Here is a 25,959-nt window from a genome sequence, read left to right on the forward strand (position 1 = left end):
TACAAAAGTAACAATTCTATGATTTTATGACCCCTGTTTTAACAAGTCTTTTAACTCACTAAGCATCATGGCTGTAGCCCCCCAAACAATATGATTATTCAATTTAAAGGCAGGGACCTCCACTTTAATTTTGTAAGAAGTGTCTACAATGGCACTTGTTAGACAGCCATCATCAATAAAATGTCCAAAAGGAACTTCTATTACATCTTCTACCTCATCTTCCTGCTTGATGAAACTTGGGGTTTTGTTGGTGACACCCAAAAATGGGTATACAGTAAAATTACTAGGTGGGATATATAGGCGGGTCAAAGGTTTTACAACACTAATGTCTGAAATAGGCACTCCAATTTCTTCATGCGTTTCACGCAAGGCGGTTACCTCCAAATCACGATCTTCATGCTCGTAACGGCCTCCAGGAAACCCAACTTGGGCCGAATGTACACCCCGATAGGTTTTCCGTAAGATAAGCACCAATTTGGTATACAATCTTTCGTCAGGATAAAACAGGGCCATCACGCCTGCATTTTTAGAGTGTTTCATAGCCTGTTCCTGTTGCTTCATCAGCTCCAAACGGAACGGTGGCGACATTTTAACCTGCGAGGCTTCTCCCGGAAGTGGCAGATTTTTTATTTTTGAAACCAACTTAGTGAATGCATCAAACTCCATACGCTTTTTGTATTTGCCCAATCACTCAGGAAATTAACAAATCCGTAAATATACACAGATGTCCAATATTATCAAGACTCTAACAACAACAACTCTAATATTGCTCTCCTTTTCTGTTCTTACCAACTGTGAAGGTACGCAATCCAAGAAAAAAAACACAACTTCAAAGGTAGATTCCACAAGCACACCCCAGATAAAACCTAAAGTAAAGGCCACTAATACTACGCCAAAACGAAAATTCCCACGGCTTACCGATGACAATGTCATGGAATTCTTTTTGGAATACGAAAAAGAAAACAAGGAGAATAAGGTGCGTATTACCACCGATTTTGGTGAGATTGACATTTTACTTTTTGACGAAACAAAGTTCCACCGAGCCAATTTCATTTTCTTGACCAAACAACACTATTTCGACGATACTCAATTTTATCGTGTTGTGAATAATTTCATCATCCAAGGAGGGAGCTCCGATGATTATAACATCTCCAAAAAAAGGAGCAACATTGGTAAATACCTTCTTCCGCCAGACACCAAAAAAGGTTTCAAGCATGACCGTGGTATTGTAAGCATGCCTAGCAGCGAAATTGAAAACGCCTATAAGTTAGCTTCCCCTTATGAGTTTTTCATTGTCCAAAAACAAGGTGGCGCTCATCATTTAGACGGTGCTTATACAGCCTTTGGGAAAGTCATAAAGGGCATGGACGTGGTAGATACAATTGCGGCTCAAAAAACGGACAAGGCAGAATGGCCTCTTCACAATATCTATATAAGAAAAGTAGAAATTATCGATTAAAACCCTACTACAAGCTAAGGTTTTAACGAAAAATTCACGCAATATTCAACAGAGATTTAATACCTTCGAGGCCATTAATAAAAACTAATTCTAAATGAAACAAAAAAGTATCACTAAACACGTCCAGGCCTTTGGATTATGTGCTTTAGTTGCATTTACCTCTTGCAAAGATGTCCCTAATCAAACAGAAGACACTGCTATGGCAACCAATACCGAAAACATTTTGCTACAAGAATGGACAGGCCCTTACGGAGGTGTTCCTGCCTTTGATAAAATGAAGGTAACCGATATCAAACAAGCTATGGAAACGGCTATGGAATCGCACCTTCAAGAAATTGATAAAATTGCCAACAATCCAGAACCAGCTACCTTTGAAAATACCATTGTAGCTATGGAAAGTTCCGGAAAAACCCTGGATCGTGTATATGCTTATTACGGCATTATGAGCAGCAACGTTTCTACACCAGAATTTAGAACCATTCAAGCTGAATTAGCGCCTAAATTATCTGAGTACGGTTCTAAGATTTCACAAAACGAGAAGTTGTTCCAACGCATCAAAACAGTTTACGATGCGTCTCAAACAACACCTTTGGAAGCAGATCAACAACGTGTCGTTGACTTGACTTACAAGCGTTTTGAAATGAACGGTGCCAATCTTGATGCTGAAAAAAAGGCTCGTTATGCTGAAATCGATAAAGAATTATCAAGTCTTTACAACAAGTTTTCGGATAACTTGTTACACGATGAAGAAAACTATGTAACCTACCTTAACAAAGAGCAATTAGGAGGGCTTTCAGAAGGGTTTATCAAATCTGCAGCTAAAATCGCTACCGATAAAGGCCATGAAGGTGAATATGCCATCACCAATACGCGCTCGTCAATGGATCCGTTCCTTACCTACTCTACCGAGCGTGACTTACGCAAGCAAGTTTGGACCAATTACTACGCTAGAGGAGACAACGGCGATGAGTATGACAACAATGCTTTGATTGCCAAAATTCTAAAACTCCGTAAAGAGCGTGTTGGATTAATGGGTTACGACAACTATGCACAATGGCGTTTACAAGACCGTATGGCTAAAAACCCAGAAAATGCTATGGATTTAATGATGGCTGTTTGGCCAGCGGCTATTGGTAGAGTTGCCGAAGAAGTGGCAGACATGCAAGCTATTGCCGATGCTAATGGAGACAATATTACCATCGAGCCTTGGGATTACAGATACTACGCAGAAAAAGTACGTCAGAAGAAATACGAATTAGACAGTGACGAAGTAAAACAATACTTGCAATTGGATAAATTAACCCAAGCATTATTCTACGTTGCGGGAGAATTGTTCAATTATGATTTTACACCTGTTAAAGAAGGAAGCGTACCTGTATTCCACGAAGATGTAAACGTTTGGGAAGTAACCGATAAAGATTCAGGAAAATTAGTAGGACTTTGGTACCTAGACCCGTATGCACGTGAAGGAAAACGTTCTGGTGCTTGGGCAACCACCTATAGAAGCTACACATCTTTTGAAGGAGAAAAAAGCGTATTGGCTTCCAATAACTCCAACTTCGTAAAACCTGCTCCAGGTGAAGCTGTATTAGTATCTTGGGATGATGCTAACACCTTCTTCCACGAATTTGGTCACGCATTACACTTCTTCTCTGCTAATGTAAAATACCCAACATTGAATAGCGGTGTTAGAGATTATACCGAATTCCAGTCGCAACTATTAGAGCGCTGGTTATCTACAGATGCGGTTATCAACAAGTTTTTGGTACACTACAAAACAGGAGAGCCTATCCCGGCTGAATTGGTTGCGAAAATTAAAAAAGCATCCACCTTTAACCAAGGGTTTGCTACTACAGAATACTTGGCTTCTGCTTTAATAGACATGAAATTGCACTTAGCAGATCCTACAAACATCGATATCGACAAATTTGAGCGTGAGACTTTAGCAGAATTGAACATGCCTAAAGAATTGCCAATGCGTCATAGAACACCTCAATTTGGCCACGTATTCTCTGGTGAAGGATATGCCACTGCATACTACGGTTACATGTGGGCTGATGTATTGACGAGTGATGCATCTGAAGCCTTTGCTGAAGCGCCAGGAGGATTCTACGATAAAGAAGTTGCCGATAAATTAGTGAAATATTTATTTGCCCCAAGAAACTCGATGGATCCAGCAGAAGCTTACCGCTTATTTAGAGGCCGTGATGCCGAAATTGAAGCCTTGATGAGAGACCGTGGGTTTCCAGTTAAATAATTAAGACGTTCATTCCACAAAAAAACCACGCAAATGCGTGGTTTTTTTGTGCTCTATCTAATTTCTATTCTCTATACAAACTTGGTAAACTTATCTTGAATCTAACAGCTAAAAGCCTTATTACTATCACAACCAAAGCTGCCACAACAAAAATAAAATTCTCTTCGATGGGCAATTGCCTCAACACAAAATAGGTTGTCCCACCTAAAATACAAGCTGTAGCATAAATTTCCTTTCTAAAGATGACAGGAATCTCATTGCATAATATATCACGAATTACCCCGCCAAAGCAAGCGGTCATGGTGCCTAGGGAAATACAAATTAAAGGGTTTAGTGAGGCCACCAGCCCTTTCTCAATTCCCACCACAGTATACAGGCCAATACCAATAGTATCAAACAATAACAAAGAGGTTCTTAAATAGTTTAGTTTACTTTTAAATAAAACAGCAAATAAGGTGGCTCCAAAAATGACGTACACATAAGTCATATTAGTCATCCACGAAACCGGTGTTTGGCCAATTAGGACATCACGAAGGGTTCCGCCTCCAACCGCTGTTACAAAGGCAATAATAAACACACCAAAAGGATCCATCTTTTTACTCAAGGCCACCAAAACTCCTGAAATAGCAAAAGCTATGGTTCCTAGTATATCAATAATTTGAAAAAACATTACATCTGTTGTGTATAGTAGTTATAGTCCTTGATTACGGTGTCTACAAAATCAATTGGTTTTTCCTTGGGTTCAATACCAATCACTTTTACAATTTGATCATGCAGCATCACAATTACATTATGCTGCCCATTTCTCTTGGCATCTTGATATAACCCTTTTATGGTTTGCATATCACTGTCCTTAAACAAGGTAACTTGAGTATAGGTAGGTATATAATCCGTTGGCAAATCTCTTAACACCATATCATTCACCGAAATAAAGTCCTTTTCACTTATAACTGTAGTTCCTGCCGCCATATCTCCTAGGCGCTGCCCATTTCCTTTAAACAAAATGGTCAATATGGCTACACCCCCACTGGAAAGGCTCACATCGATAATCCTTAAAATCCATCTCACAAAATAATTGGCAAAGGTCGGTTTCGATCCATCCAATTTCACTACTCTTATTTTTAAGGCATACTTCCCTATAGTTTGTCCATTCCAAAAGGTTTCCAACAACAGATAATACAAAAAAGCAGGAAGTGTTACCAATAAGGATACCGCCCATTGATCTCCCAAGTCCATATCTAAAGCTGCTAAAAGCATAATTACCAATATAATATAACAGCCTACCACTAAAGAGTCCAACAAATATGCCAATATCCTATCCCCAATGCCGGCTACATTTTGATGGATGCCTACATTTTGCGCAGTTTCTATTTGAAATTTTTCCATATTTTCTTTTCTTTGAAAGCAAATAGCTACCTATGCGTGAAGCTGCTTTCGCCAAGCAAAATAAAAATAAATGGTTACAATTTGAAAACATTCTTTCAAATAAAACTACGGTAAACCCAAATGAGCTTTCCGACCTCTATATTGAAATTACTGACCATTTAAGCTACGCCAAGACGTTTTATCCCAACAGCAACACCGAACGCTATTTAAACCAATTGGCTTCTAAGGCACATTTAAAAATTTACACCACCAAAAAGGAATCCAAAAACAGACTTATCGCTTTTTTCAAAACCGAATTCCCTACACAGTTCTACTATCATCAGCGTGAATTGTTAATTGCATTTTTGGTTTTTGCCCTTTTTTCAATTGTCGGGGCCTATTCGACAGCCCATGAAGGCGACTTTGTTAGAGCCATAATGGGGGACAGCTATGTGAACATGACCCTTGAAAATATTGAAAACAACGACCCTATGGCCGTATATAAAAAGATGGGGGAAGTGAATATGTTTTTAGGCATTACCATTAACAATATCAAGGTAGCCATGATGGCTTTTGTTTATGGCATTTTATTTGGTGTTGGGTCCTTGTACGTAATGCTCCAAAATGGTATTATGTTGGGAAGTTTTCAGTATTTCTTTTACGAAAAAGGATTGTTTTGGGAATCAGCTAGAACCATTTGGATTCATGGAACCTTTGAAATTTCGGTAATCATCATTGCCGGTTGCGCAGGTTTGGTAGTTGGAAACGGCATCCTGTTCCCTGGAACTTATACCCGATTGGACTCCTTTAAACGAGGCATCATTAACGGATTAAAAATATTACTGAGCACCCTTCCGTTTTTTGTAGTGGCGGGCTTTCTAGAAGGGTTTGTGACGCGTCACACCGAAATGCCCGATTGGCTTGCTATTTTCATTATTGGCAGCTCCCTATTTTGTATTTTATATTACTACGTGATATACCCCATTCAATTACATAAAAAATCAACCAAAACACTAACCCCAAACCAATGAAATCCTATATAGAATTTAAACAACAGCGCGAACTTGGAGCTATTTTAACCGATACTTTTGCTTTTTTTAGAAATGAATTCAAGCCCCTATTTAAAGCCATTTTCCAAATAGCAGGTCCCTATATTGCCCTCTTTTTGGTATCTCAGGTATTTTACGTTTATACTATAGGGGACAGTTTTAATTTTGAATTAGGCAGTGGCTTCCCCGACACCAATCCATTGGTATTTGTTTCTGTCTATTTAATTTATTTGGTCTGTGCAATTTTGGCCTACACCACAACGACCTCTGCGGCATTGCACTATATTAAATCGTACATTAAAAATAAGGGAGAGACCAATATCCTGGAAATTAAACAAAATGTAAAACAGACCTTTTGGAGCTTTTTAGGACTTTCTTTCCTTAAAGGGCTTACCATCATAATTGCCGCGTTAGTATGCTGCTTGCCCGTGTTCTACTTTTTTGTTCCAATGGCGGTAGTATTACCTATTTTGGTGTTTAGAGAAATGACTGCTGGAGATGCTTATGGCTATGGGTTTACTTTAATAAAAGATGAATTCTGGATAACGCTAGCCACCTTAATTGTTTTTTATATCATTATTTTGGTTGCAGCCAGTATCTTTTCAGTTCCTACTGCAATCTACTCACTTATTAAATCAGGCGTCTTTAGCGGAGCTATAGATCCTGCAAACATGAACCAAATGAAGGATCCCGTAATGATTCTTCTCAATGTTTTGAGTTCCTTATTCCAATATGCCTTGAACCTTTTGGTTACCATTGGGACCTCTTTTGTATATTTCAATTTAAATGAACGCAAAAACTTTACAGGTACCATGGAACGAATTAAGGCCATTGGAAACACAGACCAATAAATGCGGTTTCAAAATTTCATAGTAACATTTGTATTTCTATTAGGATCTCTAGCCGTTGCGCAAAAAGATTCTCTAATGGTGCACTTAGACGACAGTCCTGTAGATGTTAAGCGCATTAGCCAGGAAGATCTTAGCAAATACAACGAAGACAGCGATTTCAACTATATTGAAACTCCTGAAGGCGACAATGCCATTGCCGAATTCTTCCAAAGTGTTTCCTCCTTTTTTATAGATATCTTGAGGGCAATTTTGGAAGCCATTTTTGGCGTGGGTCACGCAACGGGAATTTTGAACTTTATTTTGACTGCCTTTCCCTATTTGGCTTTTGCAACACTTGTTTTTTTATTCTTGAAATTTTTTCTGAAAGTCAAGTCAAAAAATATTGTTTACGGACAGGCTAATCCCCCTACAGTAAAGTTTTCGGATGATGAACATATCATAAAAAATGAAGACATTCAAAGTTTGATACAGAAAGCCATTTCGCAAAACAACTATCGGTTGGCTATCAGATATCATTATCTCCAATCGTTAAAGCACCTATCCGAAAAACAGATTATTGATTGGAAACAACAAAAAACCAATGAAGATTACATAAAGGAAATTTCGCAAGACCAATTAAAAACTGAATTTACAACCATTACACGCATTTATGATTATGTATGGTATGGAGAGTTTCCTATTGATGACCTTAAATTTGGAACCCTAAGTACCGTTTTTGAAAAATTAAACCTAAGCCTCAAAACAATTTGAATAGAAAGGGAAAAATATATATAGCCTTAGCGGTCTTTACTTTATTGAGCATCGTCGCCTTGGAAGCAACCAAACCCAATGAGCTCAATTGGTTCCCGTCCTACGCCAAACACCATAAAATTCCCATGGGTACTTATGTGTTCCATGAACAATTGGACAGGTTGTTTGCAGCCTCTAAACCTATCAATTTAGACCGACCTCCCTTTGAATATCTTGAAAACAATCCTGACGTCACGGGGACCTATGTCTTTATAAACAACGACATTAATTTTGGCCAAAGCGAACTGGACAGACTTTTGGATTGGACCTCTAACGGCAATACACTTTTTGTGGCATCTTCAGCTTTGGAAAACCAATTATTAGACACCTTAAAGCTGGAGACTTCATATTTAAGCCAACTTGATGGTTTTGGATTTGATTACGAACTTCAACTAAAAAACAAGGCCCTGTATACCGATAAGGTTACTTTCAACAATGAAGAAATACAGAGCTCCTTACTTTACTTCAGCTCGATTGACACTTTAAACTCCAAAGTTGTAGGCGTTGTTGAAAAAGTGAATAGTTCAGATTCGTTAAAAGTTGCCCACCCCAATATCATTAAAACCCCTTTTGGAGAAGGGACCGTTATTGTGAGCTTATTTCCACAGGCCTTTACCAATTATTTTATGCTCACAGCTCCAAACCAACAATACGCAGCAAGTCTGATGTCGTATTTTAGTGAGGAGCAGCCCATTTACTTGGACCAGTATCATAAATCTGGTAAAATATTTTACAGTTCCCCCTTGTACCTCATGCTTAATAACAAGCATTTAAAATGGGCCTATTACATCATGCTCATAGGTGTTGTCTTTTATATCATTTTTGAAGGCAAACGCAAACAAAGGGCCATTCCTATAGTAAACCCATTGCGCAACCAAACCCTTGATTTTACTAGAACTATTGCCAACATGTATTTTGAAAAAGGCAACCATCATGACATTGCACTGCATAAAATTCAGCATTTTATGGATTACATTCGCACCCAACTTTACCTATCTACCGAAACCATTAATACTGAATTTATCAAAAACCTAGCGGCAAGAAGCAACAACAGTGTTGAAGCTACCAAGACTCTATTGAACACCATTGAAAGCATATCAAATACACCAAACATATCCGCCTCGGAATTGGAAACACTTAACAACTTAATTGAAACTTTTAAATCCAAACATGCCTAAGGTGCATGCTTAAAATATTGTAATATGGACGAACAGATAACACCACAACAGGACAATTTGGAATTCAATAACCGCATTCCTCTCGAGGATCTAAAAAATGCCGTAGAACAAATTAAGGCTGAACTACAAAAAGTCATTGTTGGTCAAGACCAGTTTGTAGAATTACTTATTGTAGCCCTATTGGCCGATGGCCACGCCCTTATTGAAGGGGTGCCGGGAATTGCAAAAACGGTCACTGCTAAGCTATTTGCCAAGGTATTGAAAACAGACTTCAACAGAATTCAGTTCACCCCCGATTTAATGCCGAGTGATGTATTGGGAACTTCTGTATTGAACATGAAAACCTCCGATTTTGAATTTAAAAAAGGCCCTATTTTTTCAAACATTGTCCTGATAGACGAAATCAACAGAGCCCCAGCGAAAACACAGGCAGCCCTATTTGAAACCATGGAGGAAAGACAGGCATCCATAGACGGTACCACTTATAAATTTGAAGCCCCTTTTATGGTTTTGGCCACGCAGAACCCAATTGAGCAGGAAGGCACCTATGCCCTTCCCGAGGCGCAATTGGATCGTTTCCTGTTCAAAATAAAAGTGGATTATCCATCGTTGGAAGAAGAAATTAAAATTTTGGACACCCATCACCAACGTCAGGGCAAACAACCACAGACACTAATTTCTCCAGTTTTGGATGCGGAACAATTGGCCGCCTTTAAAGAAAAAACTCAAGCCATTTTGGTCGAGGAAAAGATTATAAAATACATTGCCGAATTGGTGTCTAAAACTAGAAATCACCCCCATTTATATTTGGGAGGCTCTCCAAGGGCATCCATTGCTATTTTAAATACCGCCAAAGCTTTTGCAGCCATTAGCGGTAGGGATTTTGTCATTCCTGAAGATGTTAAAAAAGCCATTGCACCTGTATTAAATCATAGAATCATTTTGACCCCAGAACGTGAAATGGAAGGTATGACCACAGAACAGGTCATCGATATGGTTGTACAATCTGTTGAAGTGCCGAGATAACCCATGAAGTTTATTAAATCCCTATACATCCACGGCCGTTTTTTTGTCTACATGGCAATAGTCAGTCTATGCTTCCTGGCATCCTATTGGCTGACTGCTTTATATGCTCTAGCATGGGCCATGGTACTAACCCTAGGCATTCTATTTGTAGTGGATTTAATATTGCTATATCGTTTTAAAAATGCTGTAGAAGGAAGGCGTATGCTACCTGAGAAATTTTCAAATAGCGATGAAAATGAAGTTCCTATTACCGTTTCCAACAGATATCCATTTAAAATTTCTATCCAAGTCATTGATGAACTTCCTGTTCAATTTCAAAAAAGAGACTTTTCATACACCTCTGTTTTGGAATCCAACGCTACCCATAATTTCAATTATTTGGTGCGCCCTGTAGAACGTGGTGAATATGTCTTTGGCCAATTGAATATTTTCGCCTCTACAGCCCTTAAAATTGTAAAAAGAAAGTATCAATTCCAGAATGAGCAAATGGTAGCCGTTTACCCTTCCTTTATCCAAATGCAGAAATATGATTTTCTGGCAATCGGCAATAAACTAACGGAATTTGGCTTAAAAAAAATACGCCGCATTGGGCATACTCTGGAGTTTGAACAAATAAAAGAATACGTAACTGGTGACGATTTTAGAACCATTAATTGGAAAGCCACTGCCAAAAAGGCCCAATTGATGGTCAACCAATACCAAGACGAAAAATCGCAGCCCATCTATTCAATTATTGATACGGGACGTGTTATGAAAATGCCCTTTAATGGACTGAAACTTTTGGATTATGCTATCAATGCCTCTTTGGCCTTTAGCAACGTTGCTTTAAAAAAACAGGACAAAGTGGGCCTTTTAACCTTCTCTAAAAATATTGAAACTCTCCTGCCAGCCAACCAAAAATTAACCTACCTCAATAGGATTTTGGAGGCTCTTTATAATGTCAACACCCAATTTACGGATAGTGATTATAGTTTGCTATATGCCCAAATCAAGAGAAAGATCACTCATAGAAGTTTACTGTTGCTATATACCAATTTTGAACATATTAGTGGATTGAAACGGCAATTACCATTTCTACAGGCCATTTCAAAAACGCATCTTTTGGTAGTTATTTTCTTTGAGAATACCGAATTGGAATCCCTAATTAGCACTGACGCCGAGGATTTACAAAGCATTTACCATAAAACCATTGCCGAAAAATTCTCCTATGAAAAACGATTAATGGTTAAAGAACTTAACAAGCACGGTATACAAACTATATTAACCGCTCCTGAAAATCTAACTATAAACACTATAAATAAATACCTCGAAATTAAAGCGCGAGGGCTCCTTTAATAAATACCATAACCAATATTAACCAACTATTTATGAAAAACAAGCTACTACCACTTTTAGGTCTTGTTACCCTGTTGGGGTATAGTCAGAAAAAATTTGACCCAACACCAGAACACATTACACAAGCAAAAGAATTAAATGAACAGTTCCCCGAAGAAGACGTTATTCTTTTAAATACTAAGGATTATGTTAAATTCGATATTGATAAGCGCAACACCTTGGTAACCGTTGACCATTCCCAAGAACAGCAAATGATGAACATTAGCAACCGTGCAGACATCCAGAAGTACGACTTTTACAACGGGGAAATAGAGATTGAGGATTTCTACTTTAGCCATAGGAATAAAGATTACGCATCGATACGAAACTATCGTGAATCCTACACCAGTAACGATCTATTTCACAACGACTCCAAAGTTATTTATGCAAATGTTGATTTTCCTGTCCAAGGCTACCAATATTTTTTTCAAGAGAAAAAGCACTACAAAGACATTAAGTATTTTACCTCCATCCATTTTACAGATGAATACCGCATTTTAGAAAAAGAAGTTGAAATTAGAATACCACAATGGTTGGAAATTGAATTCAAAGAAATGAACTTTGAAGGTTTCGATATTACGAAAAAAGAAAGCAAAGACGAAAAAACAGGAGATATTATCATCACTTATTCCGTTAAAAACCTAGAGGCTCGCTATGATGAACAAATGATGCCTGGGCCTAGTTACATCTACCCTCATATCTTAGTCTTATCAAAATCATTCACTTATGACGATAAAAAGCATAAGCTATTTGGAGAAACAGCAGACCTTTATGCTTGGTACAGCTCGCTGATAAATCAAATGAAGGACAACCCTGCCGAATTTAAAAGCAAAGTGGCCGACTTAACCGCCAATGCTAAATCTGATGAAGAAAAAATTAAGAACATCTACTATTGGGTACAAGATAATATTAGATACATTGCCTTTGAAGACGGTATTGCAGGCTTTAAACCCGACGATTCCCAAAATGTTTTCAAAAAGCGCTATGGAGACTGTAAAGGGATGGCCAACCTAATCAAACAAATGCTAGTGGAGGCAGGTTTTGATGTACGCCTTACTTGGATTGGCACCAAACATATTGCCTACGATTACTCTACGCCTTCCCTTTCTGTAGACAACCATATGATTTGTACCTTATTTAAAGACGGAAAGAAAATCTTTTTGGACGGCACCGAAAAATACAATTCCTTTGGAGAATATGCCGAACGCATCCAAGGAAAGCAAGCCTTGATTGAAGATGGAGACAATTTCATATTGGAACCAGTTCCAGTTTCTACTGCAGCAACCAATGCTTCTTCGTTTGTTTACAATGCCAAAATAGTTGATGAGGAAATTACAGGAACAGCCAAACGCACTTTTAAAGGAGAAAGTAGAGCATCATTTCTTTATCATTACCACAACTTAATGAATGATAAAAAAGAGGAGGCCCTAACCTACTATTTGGATGATGGTGATAAAAACATCAAAGTAGAGAACATCGTGACCTCTGATTTGGAAAATAGAGAAGCTGACATGGCTATAGATTATTCCTTGACCCTTAAAAATGCTATTTCCAGTTTTGATGGGACAATATACTTAGATCTTGATCCAAACAAAGAGTTCTCAAGTTACGAACTTGAAGATCGTAAAATAGACCTAATGTTCCAATACAAAACGCATTACCAATTTCAAATGAATCTAGAAATCCCTAAAGGTTACGCCATAGACAACCTTCCAGAAGCAATCGACATAGACAACGAAGACTTTAGGATTAAAGTGGAGCTTCAATTGCAAGACAACAAATTAGAATACAACAAATTGTTTGTTATTAAAAACGCCCAAATAAAGCAGCGTAATTTCCAACTCTGGAACAACACAATAAAACAGCTCAAAAAAATATACAATGAACAACTATTATTAACCAAACCAAACAACAACTAAAAACATGACAAAAAATTTAGCCTTAAGTCTATTATGCTTATTTACGGTATTCGCCCTACAGGCGCAATCTGAAGAACAACTCAAAAAGATAAAGAAAATTGAAGCCAAAATTTGGAGCAAAAGAGGTCCCTACAACGACGTTTTTGACATTCCTGAGAAATGGCAAAATGAATCAGCTGTTTATATAGTTCGTTCAGTAGACTATTACTACATACGTCCTCAAAACAGTATAGAATACACCAAATTGGTAAGAAACAGAATTAAATTATTAGATCAAGCCGCAGTAACAGAATATTCCGAATTTAAGTACAAAAATGACAACCAATACAGACGCATTGGTACCAGTGTAGTCACCAATACTTTTTATTTAGGAGTCAAAGTAATCAAACCCAACGGAGAAGAGTATATCGTAAACACCAAGGAAGAAATCATCGAAGGCGATGATGAAAGAAAAATTGCCATCCCAAACTTGGAAAAAGGAGATATTATAGATTACTACTTCTACACCGATATGATTCCAGGTGAAAATGACCTCTACCGTTTTAAATCAGTAGAGGGTATCGTAGAAGCTAACTACCCTATCATGAACTACGATTTCAAACTTCATACCGAAAAAGATTTCTTTATAAGTTTCAATACCTATAATGAAGCCCCTGAATTGGAGAAATACCCAGCTACAGGGAAAAAAGGAAGAGATTGGCACTACGGCTTTAAAATGAAAGATGTTGAAGAAAACACTTATCCTAGATGGTTTTACCCTTATCTAGAACTCCCTTGCTATAAGTTTAACGTCACCTTTGCGCGAACTCGCGGGAACCAAGAAGATGCTTATGCCTTTATCCCTGCGGAGGATACAACCATCAAAAAGAAAGTCTCCCAAGAAGAAGTTTTTGAATTTTATGAAAGTAGACTTGCTCCAGATGGAAAATTAAAAGATGTAAAAAAATATATCAACGACCATGACTTTAAGTCCAATGCAGAAAAAGTAAAGTCCATATTTTACTACATGCGCCATGCCTACCTGACCAAATACATTGAAGCCATTGTAATGGACGAGGCTAAAATCATCAATTTCTATCAACATTATGACAATTTTCCAACCTTATACAAAAGTGAAGAAAGGTTCATGCGTTATTTTACTAACGTCCTTAAGGATGAAAAAATTGATTACGATATCCTTGTAGGCACCAAACGCTACAATGGTACTATAGATGAACTTTTACTAGAACATAACACCGATTTTGTCCTGAAGATAAATACGGAAACACCCGTTTATATTGATTTATTTAACGCTTACGCCATGGCCAACAATATCTCTCCTCTTTTGGAAAACTCAAAAGCCTACGCTCTAAAAGTTGAAAAAAGAAAGAATATCGAAGGGATTGAACAATTTACATTTCCTAGCACAACTTACCAAGCCAACAATTCTAAAGAAGTTATGGAAGTGAGTTTTAAGGAAGATTTCATGGGGTTACAAATGAATAGAGTTTCCACACATACAGGGCATAATAAAACCGGTGAGCAAGAAAATAGGCTAGAATATTTCGACTTTATTTACGAAGATCACGACAAATATGAAACCTTGCCTATCCTAAAACATGTTAGAAACAAGAAAAATAGAACTCGATTAGAAAAAGAGTACGCTGCGTTATTAAAAAAGCTTAAAGAAAAGCAACAGGAAACTTGTAAGAAATCAACGGCAAATGAATACGCTTTGGAATTGGACGAGTATAACTTTGAAGTAATAAATACTGGACGTTTTGACATTAGTGATCCTTTAAGTTTCAAAGAGAATTTTACCACTAAAGGAGATTTAATCAAAAAGGCTGGTCCTAATTATATCTTCAATGTAGGCAAATTAATAGGTAGTCAATTTGAAATCAATGACAAAACTCGAGCCCGGACCCACAATGTATATTTGGGTAACCCTCGTTCTTTCACAAATGAAATCAACATTGCCATTCCCGATGGTTTTGAGGTTACAGGTCTAGAAAAACTAAACTATCATATAGAAAATGAAACAGGCGCCTTTATTAGTACGGCCAATATAGAAGGAAATACCCTTACTATTAAAACCGAAAAGGTATATAAAAATTACTTCGAGCCAAATGCAAATTGGAATATGATGGTAGAGTTTTTGGAAGCAGCTAACGATTTTGAAGAGGCAAAAATCCTTTTAAAACGCAATAACAGCTAGTAAATCCATTAGAATGAATTAAAAAGCGCCACAATTAAATAATTGTGGCGCTTTTTTATAACAAAAACCACCGCAATTGCGGTGGCTTGACCAATCATTATCAATTAAAACTCGTTAGATGCTTTCATCCAACCAAGCTTTCATCATCCAAACGGTTTTTTCCTGTTCTGTGATAAAATCACTCATCATGGAGTTGGTTCCTTCATCATTGGCTTCATCAGAAGCTTCCAAAATCTCTCTTTCAATTTGTAACAACTCCTTTAAGGAATCTACTATTAAACGTACGGCCTTTTCATCTTGAGAAATATTTTTCCCAACAGGTACTTTGGCACTTTTAGTATAATCTTCAAAGGTGTGCAACGGTGTGGCTCCCAAAGTTAGTATACGTTCTGCAATTTCATCCACTTTCACATTAGCATCGGTATATAATTCTTCAAACTTAACGTGTAAATCGAAGAAGCGTTTACCTTTAATATTCCAATGTATTCCTCTTAGGTTTTGGTAATATATTTGAAAATTAGCCAATAAAACATTTAGGTCTTCTGCAATGGCTTTTGTTTGTTTAGTATCTAATCCAATACTATTAAATGTCATAACATATTGATTTTTAGGTTCAATACAAATTTACAGGATAATTAACACATTCACCCATAAGTTTTATTAATAGTTTTTATATTTTTATAGCTTAAATTAATAACCCATGACCATAACCCAGCTACACTATGTTTTAGCCATTGCAGAATACAAAAATTTCACAAAAGCGGCTGAAAAATGCTACGTTACTCAACCTACTTTGAGTACACAAATTCAAAAATTGGAAGACGAGTTGGATGTACTTATTTTTGACAGAAGCAAAAAACCAATCGAACTGACCGATGTAGGAAGAAAAATTGTACAGCAGGCACGTAATATTGTCAACGAATCTGACCGGATTCAAGATATTGTAGATCAACAAAAGGGATTTATAGGAGGAGAATTTAGACTCGGAATCATTCCTACCGTAATGCCGACCTTACTGCCAATGTTCCTAAAAACCTTTATTAAAAGGCATCCAAAAGTTAAGCTTATTATAGAAGAACTTACCACCGAAGAGATTATTACCCGTATTAGTGAAGGTCATTTAGATGCAGCCATTGCCGCTACGCCTTTGCAAAACGAGTTGATAAAAGAGCGTGTTTTGTACTATGAACCCTTTGTAGCCTATATTCCAGAGAGTCATAGACTTCACGAAAAATCGAAAATTAGCACCGAGGACCTTGAAATAGATGATATGCTATTGTTGGAAGACGGCCATTGTTTTAGGGATGGGGTCATTAATTTATGTAAGGTATTCAAAAACCATGTTGATGATAGTTTTCAATTGGAAAGTGGTAGTATTGAAACCTTGGTAAAACTCTCGAACGAAGGTCTTGGTATGACCTTATTACCATATTTACATACTATGGAATTGAATGATAAATTACAATCTAACCTGCGTCATTTTGAAGAACCATCCCCTGCCCGAGAAGTCAGTATCATTTACCACAAAAGTGAGCTTAAAATGCAAATAGTTGAAGCATTACAGTCTGTTATTTCGGGAATTATAAGAGGTGCCATTGCGTTTCAAAATGTTGAAATCATCAGCCCACTGCCTACTTCAAAATAAACACAAAACACTTAAAATCATTATATCTCAACTACAGGCTGTAGTTGAGATATAATGCATACTGTTGCTGGAAATTAACATTCCCTTCAAACAAATCTTGAGCAATGGGCAAAGTATATTTTACTCCCAAAACAAATTTTTCCTTGGAAACTTCAGTTCCCAAGGAACCATTAAACATATGTCCATCGGTATTGGCCAATGTCTCACTATACTGCTCTATATTTTCGTAGATATCTCCAGACACTCCAATAAAAGGCTTCAATATTATTGTTTTCAAACTCACGCTATAAAACACATTTGCAGCGCCGCTAAGCTGATTGCCGAACTTATAATCATTCTTATTTTCAGTCTTGAAATAATAAGCCAAACTAGCCCCTACTCCCAAGTTCTTCTTTTTATAACTATACAGCACAGTAGCCAAAACATCCCAACTTCCTGTTCCTACTTGAAACCCTGGATTGACTCTGTCGGTGAGCTGTTCCTCAAATTCACCTGTGGGAAGTTTCATTCCCAAACCAAAATTCAAACCGTGACCTGATAGTTCTTTAGTAGCAAACACCAAGCTATCGTTTTTCTGTTTTTTGTAAAAACTAAGCTGGTACCAGCCCATAACATTGACATCGCCCAAACCATTAATATGCTCTACACGATCATCAAAATGTCTATACAAATCCTGATACGGCACAATGGCACTCACATAAAACTTATCAGACAACGGAATTCTCCCCCACAATTGGTAGGTGTGAAATGTTTCCTCACTTTGGGGAGAGTTTTCAAAAATTCCATCCTTAGATTTATATCCCTGTTGAATATACCGTAGGCCAATAAAATTTGAGGAGCTTAAATCTCCAAATCCAGAACTAGCACTACTACTGCTACAACTGCATAAATCACATGCTTTCAAGCTACTTGTTAGCCCTAAACATAGAGCCAATACAATAAAAAGAGTATATTTTTTAATATTCTGAAAAACGGTCATCAGTCAAAAATTCATTATCGGTTAAAGTTTTCAAAAAGGCAATCAGACTTTCCTTTTCATAAGCATCCAAAGAGATACCATAAGTTTGATCCTCTCTCAATAAAAGGGGATCTACATTACCATTATCTACCATGCCATGGTCGTAAAAATCCAATACAGCCTCTAAGGTTTGGAACCTCCCGTCATGCATATAAGGATAGGATGTTTCTACATTTCGCAAACTGGGCACCCTAAACTTGTAAAGGTCATTAGGGTCTTCAAAAATGTCAAAACGTCCCTTATCATTCAATTGCGGATTGACCGGCAAACCATTATCACGATAACTTTGATCAGTAAACAAATCGGTAGCATGACAAGAAGCACATTTGTTTTCAAAAGTTTGCAAGCCATCCAATTCCATAGCAGATAAGGTAACGCCTTCTTCATTGCGCACATATTTGTCATATTTTGAATTGGAAGACACCATCATCACCATAAACTGGGATAAGGCCTTGAGCATATTGGCAGCGTTCACGGCACCGTCTTCAAAGGCCCTTTCAAACTGCTGTTGGTAATTAGGGTCGGCCTTTAACTTTTCAACAACATTTCCCATGGTTTCCCCCATTTCCAAATGGCTGGTAATAGGAATAATGGGCTGCATGTCTAAATGCGTGGCAGCACCATCCCACATAAATTCATTTAGAAAGGCTAAATTTTGGATGGGCAGCGAATTACGAAGGCCAATGGCGCCATCAACACCATGACTTAAATTATGCCCATGATGAGTAAAAGCAAAGGCCTGTTCATGGCAAAAAGCACAAGGAATAGCATCATTCACCGAAAGCTTGCCGTCATAAAACAAGGATTTGCCTAACTCAAAGCCAGCTTCGGTAAGTGGATTGTTGTCTAAATTATAGGCCAATTCAGGGAAATTGGAAGGTGCCTCCAAAGTTAAAGGTAATGGTACATAACCAACTTCCTGATCGTTGGAACAAGACAACACAAACACCTGAAGAAGCATCATTACAATGATCTTTTTCATCACAACGTCATATTAAATGATAGTGCACAGGCTGGAACCTCCTTTTGAATGATCCAGACAAACACTAACTTATTTATTAGTTATTATGAACGTGGTGTACTTCGAACATACCCGGAAGGTTGTTCGCAATTACCGGCGTAGTTTCTGAACTGGTGTGTACCTGACCATAACCATCGGCAAAATTCACGGAAGTTTCTCCATCAAACACCTTGGCAAAATCGGCCTTGATATGCACTTCAGGAAAAGCTGTTTCTCTTACTCTTACGGTGTTTGGAAATGATAAGGTTACTTCTCTATAGTTGTCCAAAGAGGTTCCAACGCTTCCCATATGAATGTTCAAAGGTTGGTCAACAAGCTCTCCTGTTGAATACGTACCGTCAAAACGTGTAAATTTATAGCCGGTTGCCCAAGACCACATCATTCCAGCTGCTTCAGCCTCTACAAGAAAATCGCCTTGTCCTTCAGCTCCCATCGCGAAGCGCTCTTGATCAATTCCAATACCAAAAGTAATTTCGACATAGTCGGCTGCTTCAACATTGTCCAAAGTCACAAAAATCTCACCGGCATTGTTACCATTGCTCTCATCAATAATAAAAGCGTTGCTTTCCGAAGGGTAGGTAAATGTATTCCCTTCGGCATCCTTTACGCGAATGTTGCTTATGATGTATTTAAGGGTTTCCAATTGATAGGATTCTCCGTTGGACTTATTATAGGTCACGCCAAAAATAAAATCTTGGTCACCTACACCGTTATCGAATTTTAAAGCTAGAGTTCCTGTTTGTCCTGTTAAGTCTGTTGTATTATTGTCATCATCAGATGAACATGATATAATTGAGGTGCATAGCAATACTGCAAATGCAAATTTGATAATCTTCATTTGTAAAATTTAATATTGGGGTGCTTTTAATGGCAAGCACCATAAGCCTTGTCAAAAAAATTGAATATTAAATTTTAGGCCATTGGAGGCTTGTAGATGGAATGCTCCACCAAATGGGTATACTGCTTATTGTAATGGAATTTTGATTTCTTCTGAAGGTCTAAATGGTTATTTTTAAAAATCACCTCAGACTGTTGAACCAAAAACACCGGAAAAAAAGCTTCTGCCAAAAATGTAGCATCGGTATTATCTTCGGAAGACGTTGAAGTAAGCTGCATTTGTTTTGCCAAATGACATTTTCCATTACACTGCAACTGCGGTTTGTCCTTATTGACACAATAAGTTTCAATAATGTAGTCGATATTCAACTCATAATAGCCTATCTGGCCCAAGTAGAACATGGGGCGTAATGAAAAGGCAACCAACAATATGAGAAGAAAAATCTTTTTCAGAATGAAATTTTCGGCAAAGATAACTCGCTAATCCTTATTATTCTAAAAAAGAGTTATAAAAAAGGCGACCAATTGGTCGCCTTTTTCTTTATGCTTTTAAATAAATTAAACATTGATTTAGTTCTGGGTTTTGCTGTACAAGCGAATCAATAAAGATTCTAAGTTCGTCAATTTCATATGGTAATAATCTATTGACTGCCTTTTGTACCTCTTTGCAAAACAACGTAGCATCAAAACTCACTTTTTTAAGGATTGTTTTGGTGTACTCAAACATTGCTCTTGCCATGCGTTTGTTAGGTTTTTAGGTTTAAAGTAGATTTATGTATAGGCTTAATGTTAAGTTTTCCATGTTTTAAATGTAGTAAAAAAACCTATATGTCTGACCAAAATCTCAAAATTTTAACACGGAAAAACAAACATTAATATAGGTTTAAGAAACTATTATAATGGGCTTAAAAACGGTTGTCTCCATCCAACAAATCTCCCAAACCTCCTAAAATACTTCCCTCTCCTTTACTTCTTCCTCCTGCCTGAGGCGCATTGGCCAATACTCGTCCTGCAAGTCGGCTGAATGGCAAAGATTGAATGTAAACAGTTCCTGGTCCCTGTAACCTGGCAAAGAACAAGCCTTCACCTCCAAAAATGGAGTTTCTAATACCGCCAACAAATTCAACATCATAATCTACCTCCTTGGTAAACCCTACAATACAACCCGTGTCAACCTTAAGGATTTCCCCCGGTTGCAGTACTTTTTTAGCTAAAGTTCCCCCGGCGTGAACAAACACCATTCCATCACCTTCCAACTTCTGCATGATAAATCCTTCTCCTCCAAATAGGCCTCTTCCTAAACGTTTACTGAATTCTATTCCAACACTCACCCCTTTAGCGGCACAAAGAAAAGCATCCTTTTGGCAAATAAACTTCCCGCCAAACTCCGTTAAATCCAAAGGCACAATTTTTCCTGGATAGGGAGATGCAAAAGATACATTTCGTTTTCCTGGTAGGGTATTATAAAATGCCGTCATAAATAGGCTCTCACCAGTTAAAATACGCTTTCCTGCTCCTAAAATAGAGTCTAGAAAACCGCCACTCTTTGTAGAGCCATCTCCAAAGATAGTTTCCATCTTTACACCGTCATCCATCATCATAAAACTACCGGCTTCGGCAACCACTCCTTCATTGGGATCGAGTTCAATTTCTACAAATTGCATTTCTTCTCCATAAATTCTATAGTCGATTTCGTGTGCTGTCATGGTTTCATTTTTTGATTAAACATCTATAAGTTGTTCTTTTTTAAACTTTGTTACAGCCGTTCCTTTAATTTAATGGTCCATTCAAAACTAAAGGCAGACACCTCTTCCCCTTCACTATTGATTCCTTTAGCATTCATTACAAAACTTTGCCCCTCCTTAGTAGCAATTGCCTTTTCTATAACTTCATCCAATTTATGGCCGTCCACACAGTGAAACATGATTTTACCCACCGCTTTTTTACTAAAAGTAGAACTATTGGAAACCACCAACATAGAAATTGACTTACCAGAAGCTCTTATTTTTGAAAGCACCAAGGCTCCTGTGGTTAATTCTGCTGCCATTCCCTGAACGGCCCAAAACATAGATCGAAATGGGTTTTGATTGATCCAACGATGCCTCACCTTAACCTCGCAACGTTCATCATCGATATAGGTAGCACGGACGCCCGTAAAGTAAGCTGCCGGTAATTTGGACATTAAGAAAAGGTTGATTTTTGCTGGAGTAAGCTTCATAATAACGATTAAAATTTCACTAAAAGTATTGAAAATTAAGGAATTGATTATTGTTAATATTTTGTTAATTTTAAGTACTTTGTATTGCATAATACCTTCTTTTAGATATATATTTGCATAAGAAACTATTATATGTTTTAAAATCATGCTAGACAATCACCAAAAAAATATCGCCACCTTCATTCATTTATCCACCTTTTCAAGGTTCGTAATCCCCATGGGTAACTTTATAGGTCCTGTTGTTTTATGGATTGCCAACAAGGATAAATCGGAGTTTGTAGACCAACATGGTAAACAGGCAATTAATTTTCAGATTAGCATTTTGTTATATGCCCTGATTATTGGAACCCTTACCGTTCCGTTTTTCGTTTTTAAATTTCTTCATGGCATAGATTTTATAGATTTTCATGGGTTACACGATTTCCACATCAATATTGGCAAACCTTCTCCCCTTCTCTATATAGGTGGTGGATTGGGGGTTTTGGCCTTTATAGGATTTATCTTGGAATTGGTTTTCATCATAAAAGCTAGTCTTAAGGCTAGGGATGGTGAACCGTTTCACTACCCATTTACCATAAATTTCATCAAATAATCAATCAAAAAATGAACAGTTTAACTTTTAATTCCCCAGTACCATGACACGAACAGTATCAGGAATTTTTCAACACAAAATTAACACAATGCCCACTGCGAGTGATCATTGAAAAAACAGCATTGACACATGAAAATAGAAAACACAAAAGCACAAATGCGCAAAGGTGTCCTTGAATACTGCATACTTTCCATTCTAAAAGATGACGATGCTTATGTTGCAGAAATTCTGGAGACCCTTAAAGATGCAAAAATGCTTGTAGTAGAAGGGACTATTTATCCCCTACTAACAAGATTGAAAAATGCTGGACTTCTCAATTACCGTTGGGAAGAATCCACCTCTGGACCACCAAGAAAATATTACGGTTTAACCGAAACAGGAAAACTGTTTTTAAAAGAATTAAATACCACTTGGAGTGAATTGCAACACGCCGTTAACCTAGTAACAAGCCAAAAAAACAAACAAAATGAATAAAACAGTCAACATAAATTTAGCAGGTATATTTTTTCATATCGATGAAGATGCATACTTAAAACTGCAACGCTATCTTGAGGCTATCAAACGTTCATTTACCGACTCCCAAGGTCGCTCAGAAATCATTGCAGACATAGAAGCTCGTATTGCCGAACTTTTCAACGAACGGGTACAGCACGATAAACAAGTCATTGGCGCTAAGGAAGTGGACGAAGTCATCGCCATTATGGGACAACCTGAAGACTACCTTGTAGATGACGAGATTTTTGAAGATGATCCAAAAACAAGCTACCAAAGCAAATCCAGATCTTCCAAAAAGCTATATCGAGACACCGACAACTCATACATAGGGGGTGTGGCCTCTGGTTTAGGACACTACTTGGGCGTGGATGCCGTTTGGATTCGTTTGTTATGGATTTTATTGGCTTTGGGCTCTGGGGGAACCTTTATATTTATCTACATCCTGTTTTGGGTGTTGGTCCCGGAAGCCGTGACCACTGCTGAGAAACTCACAATGACTGGAGAGCCTGTAAATATCAGCAACATTGAAAAAAAAATTAAAGACGGATTTGAAAATGTCTCCCAAACGGTATCAGATACGGTAAAGAATATTGATTTGCCGAAACAAGGCAACAAAATCAAATCTACTTCCAAATCGTTCTTTGAAACCATAGGAGACATTATCATGTTCTTCCTTAAAATATTTGCCAAGTTCATTGGTATTATTTTAATCATTTTTGGAGCAATTTTACTCTTTGGACTTATCATAAGCTTGTTTTCTCTTGGAGGCTCCAGCTTTTACAGTCCATGGTGGATGGATTACCCTGAAGCACTCAACACAACGGGATTGCCGCTATGGGTAGGCTCGGTCTTACTGTTCCTTTTGTTTGGAATTCCATTGTTTTTCATTTTCTATTTAGGATTGAAAATATTGATCAACAATCTCAAGTCTATTGGTAATGTGGCAAAATTTACACTATTGGGCCTTTGGTTATTGTCTTTGGTAAGCATTATTGTCATTGGAATCACTGAAGCTTCTCATTTCGCTTTGGAAAATTCAGTCACCCAAACCGAAACATTAGACCTTACCAAAAAGGATACCCTTTCCATTAAAATGGTATCCAGTGAATTTGATAAGTATAAATATGGCATGCACAGAGATGGTGGCTTTGAAATTAAATACAACGATGAAGACCAAAAGGTAATCTTCTCCAAAAATGTAATGCTCAATGTACGGTCTACCCCCGACAGTTTGGCTTATTTACAAATTGTAAAAGAAGCCAAAGGCAGCGACTATATTGAAGCTAGAGAAACCGCCGAAAAAATAGACTACGAGTTCGCGCTTAAAAACAACCAGTTATTGTTGAGCAACTATTTGCACACCGATTACAAAAACAAATTTGCCGACCAAAACGTAACCCTCATACTGTATTTACCAGAAGGTATGGTGTTCAACCTCCATGGTAATACAAGGTCTTATCTAAGACATCACAGAAACAATGACAACATCGCTACTTATGACGATACCTCCCACACTTTAAAAGTGATGGAAGACAGCAGCATTTGTTTGGACTGTGACGATGACGAGTTTAAAGTTAAAGTCAATATTAAAGACGACAAATCTGGTTTAAATATTGATGACGAAGGTGTTCGTTTCAATAAAGACAGTGTACAAATTGAAATTAACAACCAAGGCGTAAAAGCAAAAAAAGAAGATGTTAATGTAGATATCTCTGAAGATGGTATTGAAATTACCTCTGATGATAATTAAGCTACAATTCATCTTTAAAAATCGACAGCCCATACGTTTTTAAAAGTATTCATCAATAACATATCATACATTAGCACAACCAATTATCAATCAAAAAACAATCAGTTATGACAACCTTATCCAAAATTATCATCGCCGCCTTATTAGGAGCATTGGCAAGTTCCTGTAATATGGACTTTAAAATCTCTGGTGTTAAAGGCAATGGAAACGTAACTACTGAACAGCGCCAAGTAACGGGCGATTATAACCAAATAAAAATCAGTAGTGGTCTGGATGTTTATTTAACACAAAGTAACAACTCCAGTATTGAAGTAGAAGCCGACGAAAACCTTCAAGACATTATAATTACTGAAGTGGATGGCGAAGTTCTTAAAATTTATGCCAATGAAAATATTTCCAGTTCGGCCTCCAAAAAGGTAATGGTAACTTTCAATAAAGCAACTCGCATCAAAGCAACCAGTGGCAGCGATGTATACGGAACCAACACCATTGAAGGGGATCATTTTGTTTTGGAAACTTCCAGTGGGAGCGATATGGAATTAAGCTTAAAGGCCCAATCCATAGATTGCAGTGCCTCCAGCGGAAGCGATTTGGAACTATCTGGCTCTACTACAGATCTTATTGCCAAAGCAAGTAGCGGCAGCGACATCGACGCCGAAAATTTAAGCACCCAATCATCGCATGTTAAAGCCACCAGTGGAGCTGGAATTAAAGTTAACACCTCCAAAGAGTTAATTGCAACGGCCACTAGCGGCGGAGATGTGACCTACTATGGCAATCCTCAAAAAGTGGAAAAAAGCGATAACGTTTCTGGCAGCATCAAAAAACACTAAGCACAGGAATAAACACCAACAAGCCAATCATTTTGAAAACCATTTCAGGCTCATTTTAGAGTTTGGGATGGTTTTTGTATATATTT

The 25,959-nt window shown here is 37.6% G+C and carries 26 protein-coding genes; 15 read left to right on the plus strand and 11 right to left on the minus strand.

Features of this window, described 5'->3' with window-relative positions:
- Positions 1-24: 24 nt before the first annotated feature.
- Positions 25-687, minus strand: coding sequence for a CoA pyrophosphatase (locus tag RBH95_RS11155; protein ID WP_307899668.1), 663 nt, complete (start codon positions 685-687; stop codon positions 25-27).
- 37 nt (positions 688-724) lie between these two features.
- Here RBH95_RS11155 and RBH95_RS11160 point away from each other — a divergent pair, with 37 nt between their 5' ends.
- A complete protein-coding gene (locus RBH95_RS11160) occupies positions 725-1,459 on the plus strand; it encodes a peptidylprolyl isomerase (protein ID WP_307899669.1) in 735 nt (244 codons plus the stop codon).
- A gap of 94 nt (positions 1,460-1,553) precedes the next feature.
- A complete protein-coding gene (locus tag RBH95_RS11165) occupies positions 1,554-3,716 on the plus strand; it encodes a M3 family metallopeptidase (protein WP_307899670.1) in 2,163 nt (720 codons plus the stop codon).
- A 64-nt stretch (positions 3,717-3,780) separates the two neighbouring features.
- Here the strand turns inward: RBH95_RS11165 and RBH95_RS11170 are convergent, their stop codons facing one another.
- Positions 3,781-4,386 (minus strand): trimeric intracellular cation channel family protein, encoded by a 606-nt coding sequence (locus RBH95_RS11170; RefSeq protein WP_307899671.1) that lies wholly within the window; start codon positions 4,384-4,386, stop codon positions 3,781-3,783.
- Complete coding sequence (locus RBH95_RS11175) at positions 4,386-5,102, minus strand: RDD family protein (RefSeq protein WP_307899672.1); 717 nt, start codon at positions 5,100-5,102, stop codon at positions 4,386-4,388. The genes RBH95_RS11170 and RBH95_RS11175 overlap by 1 nt, the downstream gene beginning before the upstream one ends.
- Positions 5,103-5,134: 32 nt before the next feature.
- Between RBH95_RS11175 and RBH95_RS11180 the strand changes: the two genes are divergently transcribed.
- The 8 genes from RBH95_RS11180 (at position 5,135) to RBH95_RS11215 (ending at position 15,464) form a co-directional block, all read left to right on the plus strand.
- The gene (locus RBH95_RS11180; protein WP_307899673.1) at positions 5,135-6,112 is read left to right on the plus strand and encodes a stage II sporulation protein M; all 978 of its coding nucleotides are present in this window, start codon (positions 5,135-5,137) and stop codon (positions 6,110-6,112) included.
- Positions 6,109-6,981: a hypothetical protein gene (locus tag RBH95_RS11185; protein ID WP_307899674.1), complete on the plus strand. Its 873-nt coding sequence runs from the start codon at positions 6,109-6,111 to the stop codon at positions 6,979-6,981. The genes RBH95_RS11180 and RBH95_RS11185 overlap by 4 nt, the downstream gene beginning before the upstream one ends.
- Before the next feature lie 75 nt (positions 6,982-7,056).
- Positions 7,057-7,731 (plus strand): DUF4129 domain-containing protein, encoded by a 675-nt coding sequence (locus RBH95_RS11190; protein ID WP_307899675.1) that lies wholly within the window; start codon positions 7,057-7,059, stop codon positions 7,729-7,731.
- Positions 7,728-8,948, plus strand: coding sequence for a DUF4350 domain-containing protein (locus RBH95_RS11195; RefSeq protein WP_307899676.1), 1,221 nt, complete (start codon positions 7,728-7,730; stop codon positions 8,946-8,948). The genes RBH95_RS11190 and RBH95_RS11195 overlap by 4 nt, the downstream gene beginning before the upstream one ends.
- Before the next feature lie 24 nt (positions 8,949-8,972).
- Complete coding sequence (locus RBH95_RS11200) at positions 8,973-9,974, plus strand: MoxR family ATPase (protein ID WP_307899677.1); 1,002 nt, start codon at positions 8,973-8,975, stop codon at positions 9,972-9,974.
- Positions 9,975-9,977: 3 nt separating this feature from the next.
- Positions 9,978-11,309, plus strand: a complete 1,332-nt coding sequence (locus RBH95_RS11205) for a DUF58 domain-containing protein (protein WP_307899678.1) — start codon at positions 9,978-9,980, stop codon at positions 11,307-11,309.
- Positions 11,310-11,341: 32 nt separating this feature from the next.
- Positions 11,342-13,267 (plus strand): transglutaminase family protein, encoded by a 1,926-nt coding sequence (locus tag RBH95_RS11210; protein ID WP_307899679.1) that lies wholly within the window; start codon positions 11,342-11,344, stop codon positions 13,265-13,267.
- 4 nt (positions 13,268-13,271) lie between these two features.
- A complete protein-coding gene (locus RBH95_RS11215) occupies positions 13,272-15,464 on the plus strand; it encodes a hypothetical protein (protein WP_307899680.1) in 2,193 nt (730 codons plus the stop codon).
- A 114-nt stretch (positions 15,465-15,578) separates the two neighbouring features.
- On the opposite strand, the gene RBH95_RS11220 is transcribed toward RBH95_RS11215, so the two are convergent.
- Positions 15,579-16,058 (minus strand): Dps family protein, encoded by a 480-nt coding sequence (locus RBH95_RS11220; RefSeq protein WP_307899681.1) that lies wholly within the window; start codon positions 16,056-16,058, stop codon positions 15,579-15,581.
- 106 nt (positions 16,059-16,164) lie between these two features.
- Here RBH95_RS11220 and RBH95_RS11225 point away from each other — a divergent pair, with 106 nt between their 5' ends.
- A complete protein-coding gene (locus RBH95_RS11225; RefSeq protein ID WP_307899682.1) occupies positions 16,165-17,109 on the plus strand; it encodes a hydrogen peroxide-inducible genes activator in 945 nt (314 codons plus the stop codon).
- A gap of 31 nt (positions 17,110-17,140) precedes the next feature.
- On the opposite strand, the gene RBH95_RS11230 is transcribed toward RBH95_RS11225, so the two are convergent.
- From RBH95_RS11230 to RBH95_RS11260, 7 genes are all read right to left on the minus strand, one after another.
- Positions 17,141-18,013 (minus strand): hypothetical protein, encoded by an 873-nt coding sequence (locus tag RBH95_RS11230; RefSeq protein ID WP_307899683.1) that lies wholly within the window; start codon positions 18,011-18,013, stop codon positions 17,141-17,143.
- Positions 18,014-18,065: 52 nt separating this feature from the next.
- Positions 18,066-19,109, minus strand: a complete 1,044-nt coding sequence (locus tag RBH95_RS11235) for a cytochrome-c peroxidase (protein ID WP_307899684.1) — start codon at positions 19,107-19,109, stop codon at positions 18,066-18,068.
- Positions 19,110-19,185: 76 nt separating this feature from the next.
- Positions 19,186-19,986: an MbnP family protein gene (locus tag RBH95_RS11240; RefSeq protein ID WP_307899685.1), complete on the minus strand. Its 801-nt coding sequence runs from the start codon at positions 19,984-19,986 to the stop codon at positions 19,186-19,188.
- A gap of 74 nt (positions 19,987-20,060) precedes the next feature.
- Positions 20,061-20,387: a hypothetical protein gene (locus RBH95_RS11245; protein WP_307899686.1), complete on the minus strand. Its 327-nt coding sequence runs from the start codon at positions 20,385-20,387 to the stop codon at positions 20,061-20,063.
- Between the two features lie 139 nt (positions 20,388-20,526).
- Positions 20,527-20,724 carry a hypothetical protein gene (locus RBH95_RS11250; protein WP_053975444.1) on the minus strand — a complete coding sequence of 66 codons (198 nt, stop codon included), beginning with the start codon at positions 20,722-20,724 and terminating at the stop codon, positions 20,527-20,529.
- 166 nt (positions 20,725-20,890) lie between these two features.
- Complete coding sequence (locus tag RBH95_RS11255) at positions 20,891-21,691, minus strand: TIGR00266 family protein (protein ID WP_307899687.1); 801 nt, start codon at positions 21,689-21,691, stop codon at positions 20,891-20,893.
- 50 nt (positions 21,692-21,741) lie between these two features.
- Entirely contained in the window at positions 21,742-22,203 is a 462-nt protein-coding gene (locus RBH95_RS11260) for a DUF4442 domain-containing protein (RefSeq protein ID WP_307902253.1), read from the minus strand.
- Between the two features lie 145 nt (positions 22,204-22,348).
- Here RBH95_RS11260 and RBH95_RS11265 point away from each other — a divergent pair, with 145 nt between their 5' ends.
- The 4 genes from RBH95_RS11265 (at position 22,349) to RBH95_RS11280 (ending at position 25,873) form a co-directional block, all read left to right on the plus strand.
- Complete coding sequence (locus tag RBH95_RS11265) at positions 22,349-22,795, plus strand: DUF4870 domain-containing protein (protein ID WP_307899688.1); 447 nt, start codon at positions 22,349-22,351, stop codon at positions 22,793-22,795.
- A 129-nt stretch (positions 22,796-22,924) separates the two neighbouring features.
- Entirely contained in the window at positions 22,925-23,269 is a 345-nt protein-coding gene (locus RBH95_RS11270; RefSeq protein WP_307899689.1) for a PadR family transcriptional regulator, read from the plus strand.
- Positions 23,262-25,040, plus strand: a complete 1,779-nt coding sequence (locus RBH95_RS11275; RefSeq protein ID WP_307899690.1) for a PspC domain-containing protein — start codon at positions 23,262-23,264, stop codon at positions 25,038-25,040. Before RBH95_RS11270 ends, RBH95_RS11275 begins: the two co-directional genes overlap by 8 nt.
- Positions 25,041-25,147: 107 nt before the next feature.
- Entirely contained in the window at positions 25,148-25,873 is a 726-nt protein-coding gene (locus tag RBH95_RS11280) for a head GIN domain-containing protein (protein WP_307899691.1), read from the plus strand.
- The last annotated feature ends 86 nt before the right edge of the window (positions 25,874-25,959 follow it).

Source organism: Mangrovimonas sp. YM274, assembly GCF_030908385.1.
Taxonomy (GTDB): Bacteria; Bacteroidota; Bacteroidia; order Flavobacteriales; family Flavobacteriaceae; genus Mangrovimonas_A.

Coding starts and splice junctions, on each gene's coding strand:
- RBH95_RS11175 (WP_307899672.1), bottom strand. CDS start 5,102: ATGGAAAAATTTCAAATAGAAACTGCGCAAAATGTAGGCATCCATCAA.
- RBH95_RS11250 (WP_053975444.1), bottom strand. CDS start 20,724: ATGGCAAGAGCAATGTTTGAGTACACCAAAACAATCCTTAAAAAAGTG.
- RBH95_RS11205 (WP_307899678.1), top strand. CDS start 9,978: ATGAAGTTTATTAAATCCCTATACATCCACGGCCGTTTTTTTGTCTAC.
- RBH95_RS11240 (WP_307899685.1), bottom strand. CDS start 19,986: ATGAAGATTATCAAATTTGCATTTGCAGTATTGCTATGCACCTCAATT.
- RBH95_RS11255 (WP_307899687.1), bottom strand. CDS start 21,691: ATGACAGCACACGAAATCGACTATAGAATTTATGGAGAAGAAATGCAA.
- RBH95_RS11160 (WP_307899669.1), top strand. CDS start 725: ATGTCCAATATTATCAAGACTCTAACAACAACAACTCTAATATTGCTC.
- RBH95_RS11180 (WP_307899673.1), top strand. CDS start 5,135: ATGCGTGAAGCTGCTTTCGCCAAGCAAAATAAAAATAAATGGTTACAA.
- RBH95_RS11245 (WP_307899686.1), bottom strand. CDS start 20,387: ATGTTCTACTTGGGCCAGATAGGCTATTATGAGTTGAATATCGACTAC.
- RBH95_RS11260 (WP_307902253.1), bottom strand. CDS start 22,203: ATGAAGCTTACTCCAGCAAAAATCAACCTTTTCTTAATGTCCAAATTA.
- RBH95_RS11200 (WP_307899677.1), top strand. CDS start 8,973: ATGGACGAACAGATAACACCACAACAGGACAATTTGGAATTCAATAAC.
- RBH95_RS11185 (WP_307899674.1), top strand. CDS start 6,109: ATGAAATCCTATATAGAATTTAAACAACAGCGCGAACTTGGAGCTATT.
- RBH95_RS11170 (WP_307899671.1), bottom strand. CDS start 4,386: ATGTTTTTTCAAATTATTGATATACTAGGAACCATAGCTTTTGCTATT.
- RBH95_RS11225 (WP_307899682.1), top strand. CDS start 16,165: ATGACCATAACCCAGCTACACTATGTTTTAGCCATTGCAGAATACAAA.
- RBH95_RS11210 (WP_307899679.1), top strand. CDS start 11,342: ATGAAAAACAAGCTACTACCACTTTTAGGTCTTGTTACCCTGTTGGGG.
- RBH95_RS11270 (WP_307899689.1), top strand. CDS start 22,925: ATGAAAATAGAAAACACAAAAGCACAAATGCGCAAAGGTGTCCTTGAA.
- RBH95_RS11265 (WP_307899688.1), top strand. CDS start 22,349: ATGCTAGACAATCACCAAAAAAATATCGCCACCTTCATTCATTTATCC.
- RBH95_RS11235 (WP_307899684.1), bottom strand. CDS start 19,109: ATGAAAAAGATCATTGTAATGATGCTTCTTCAGGTGTTTGTGTTGTCT.
- RBH95_RS11220 (WP_307899681.1), bottom strand. CDS start 16,058: ATGACATTTAATAGTATTGGATTAGATACTAAACAAACAAAAGCCATT.
- RBH95_RS11165 (WP_307899670.1), top strand. CDS start 1,554: ATGAAACAAAAAAGTATCACTAAACACGTCCAGGCCTTTGGATTATGT.
- RBH95_RS11190 (WP_307899675.1), top strand. CDS start 7,057: ATGGTGCACTTAGACGACAGTCCTGTAGATGTTAAGCGCATTAGCCAG.
- RBH95_RS11215 (WP_307899680.1), top strand. CDS start 13,272: ATGACAAAAAATTTAGCCTTAAGTCTATTATGCTTATTTACGGTATTC.
- RBH95_RS11275 (WP_307899690.1), top strand. CDS start 23,262: ATGAATAAAACAGTCAACATAAATTTAGCAGGTATATTTTTTCATATC.
- RBH95_RS11280 (WP_307899691.1), top strand. CDS start 25,148: ATGACAACCTTATCCAAAATTATCATCGCCGCCTTATTAGGAGCATTG.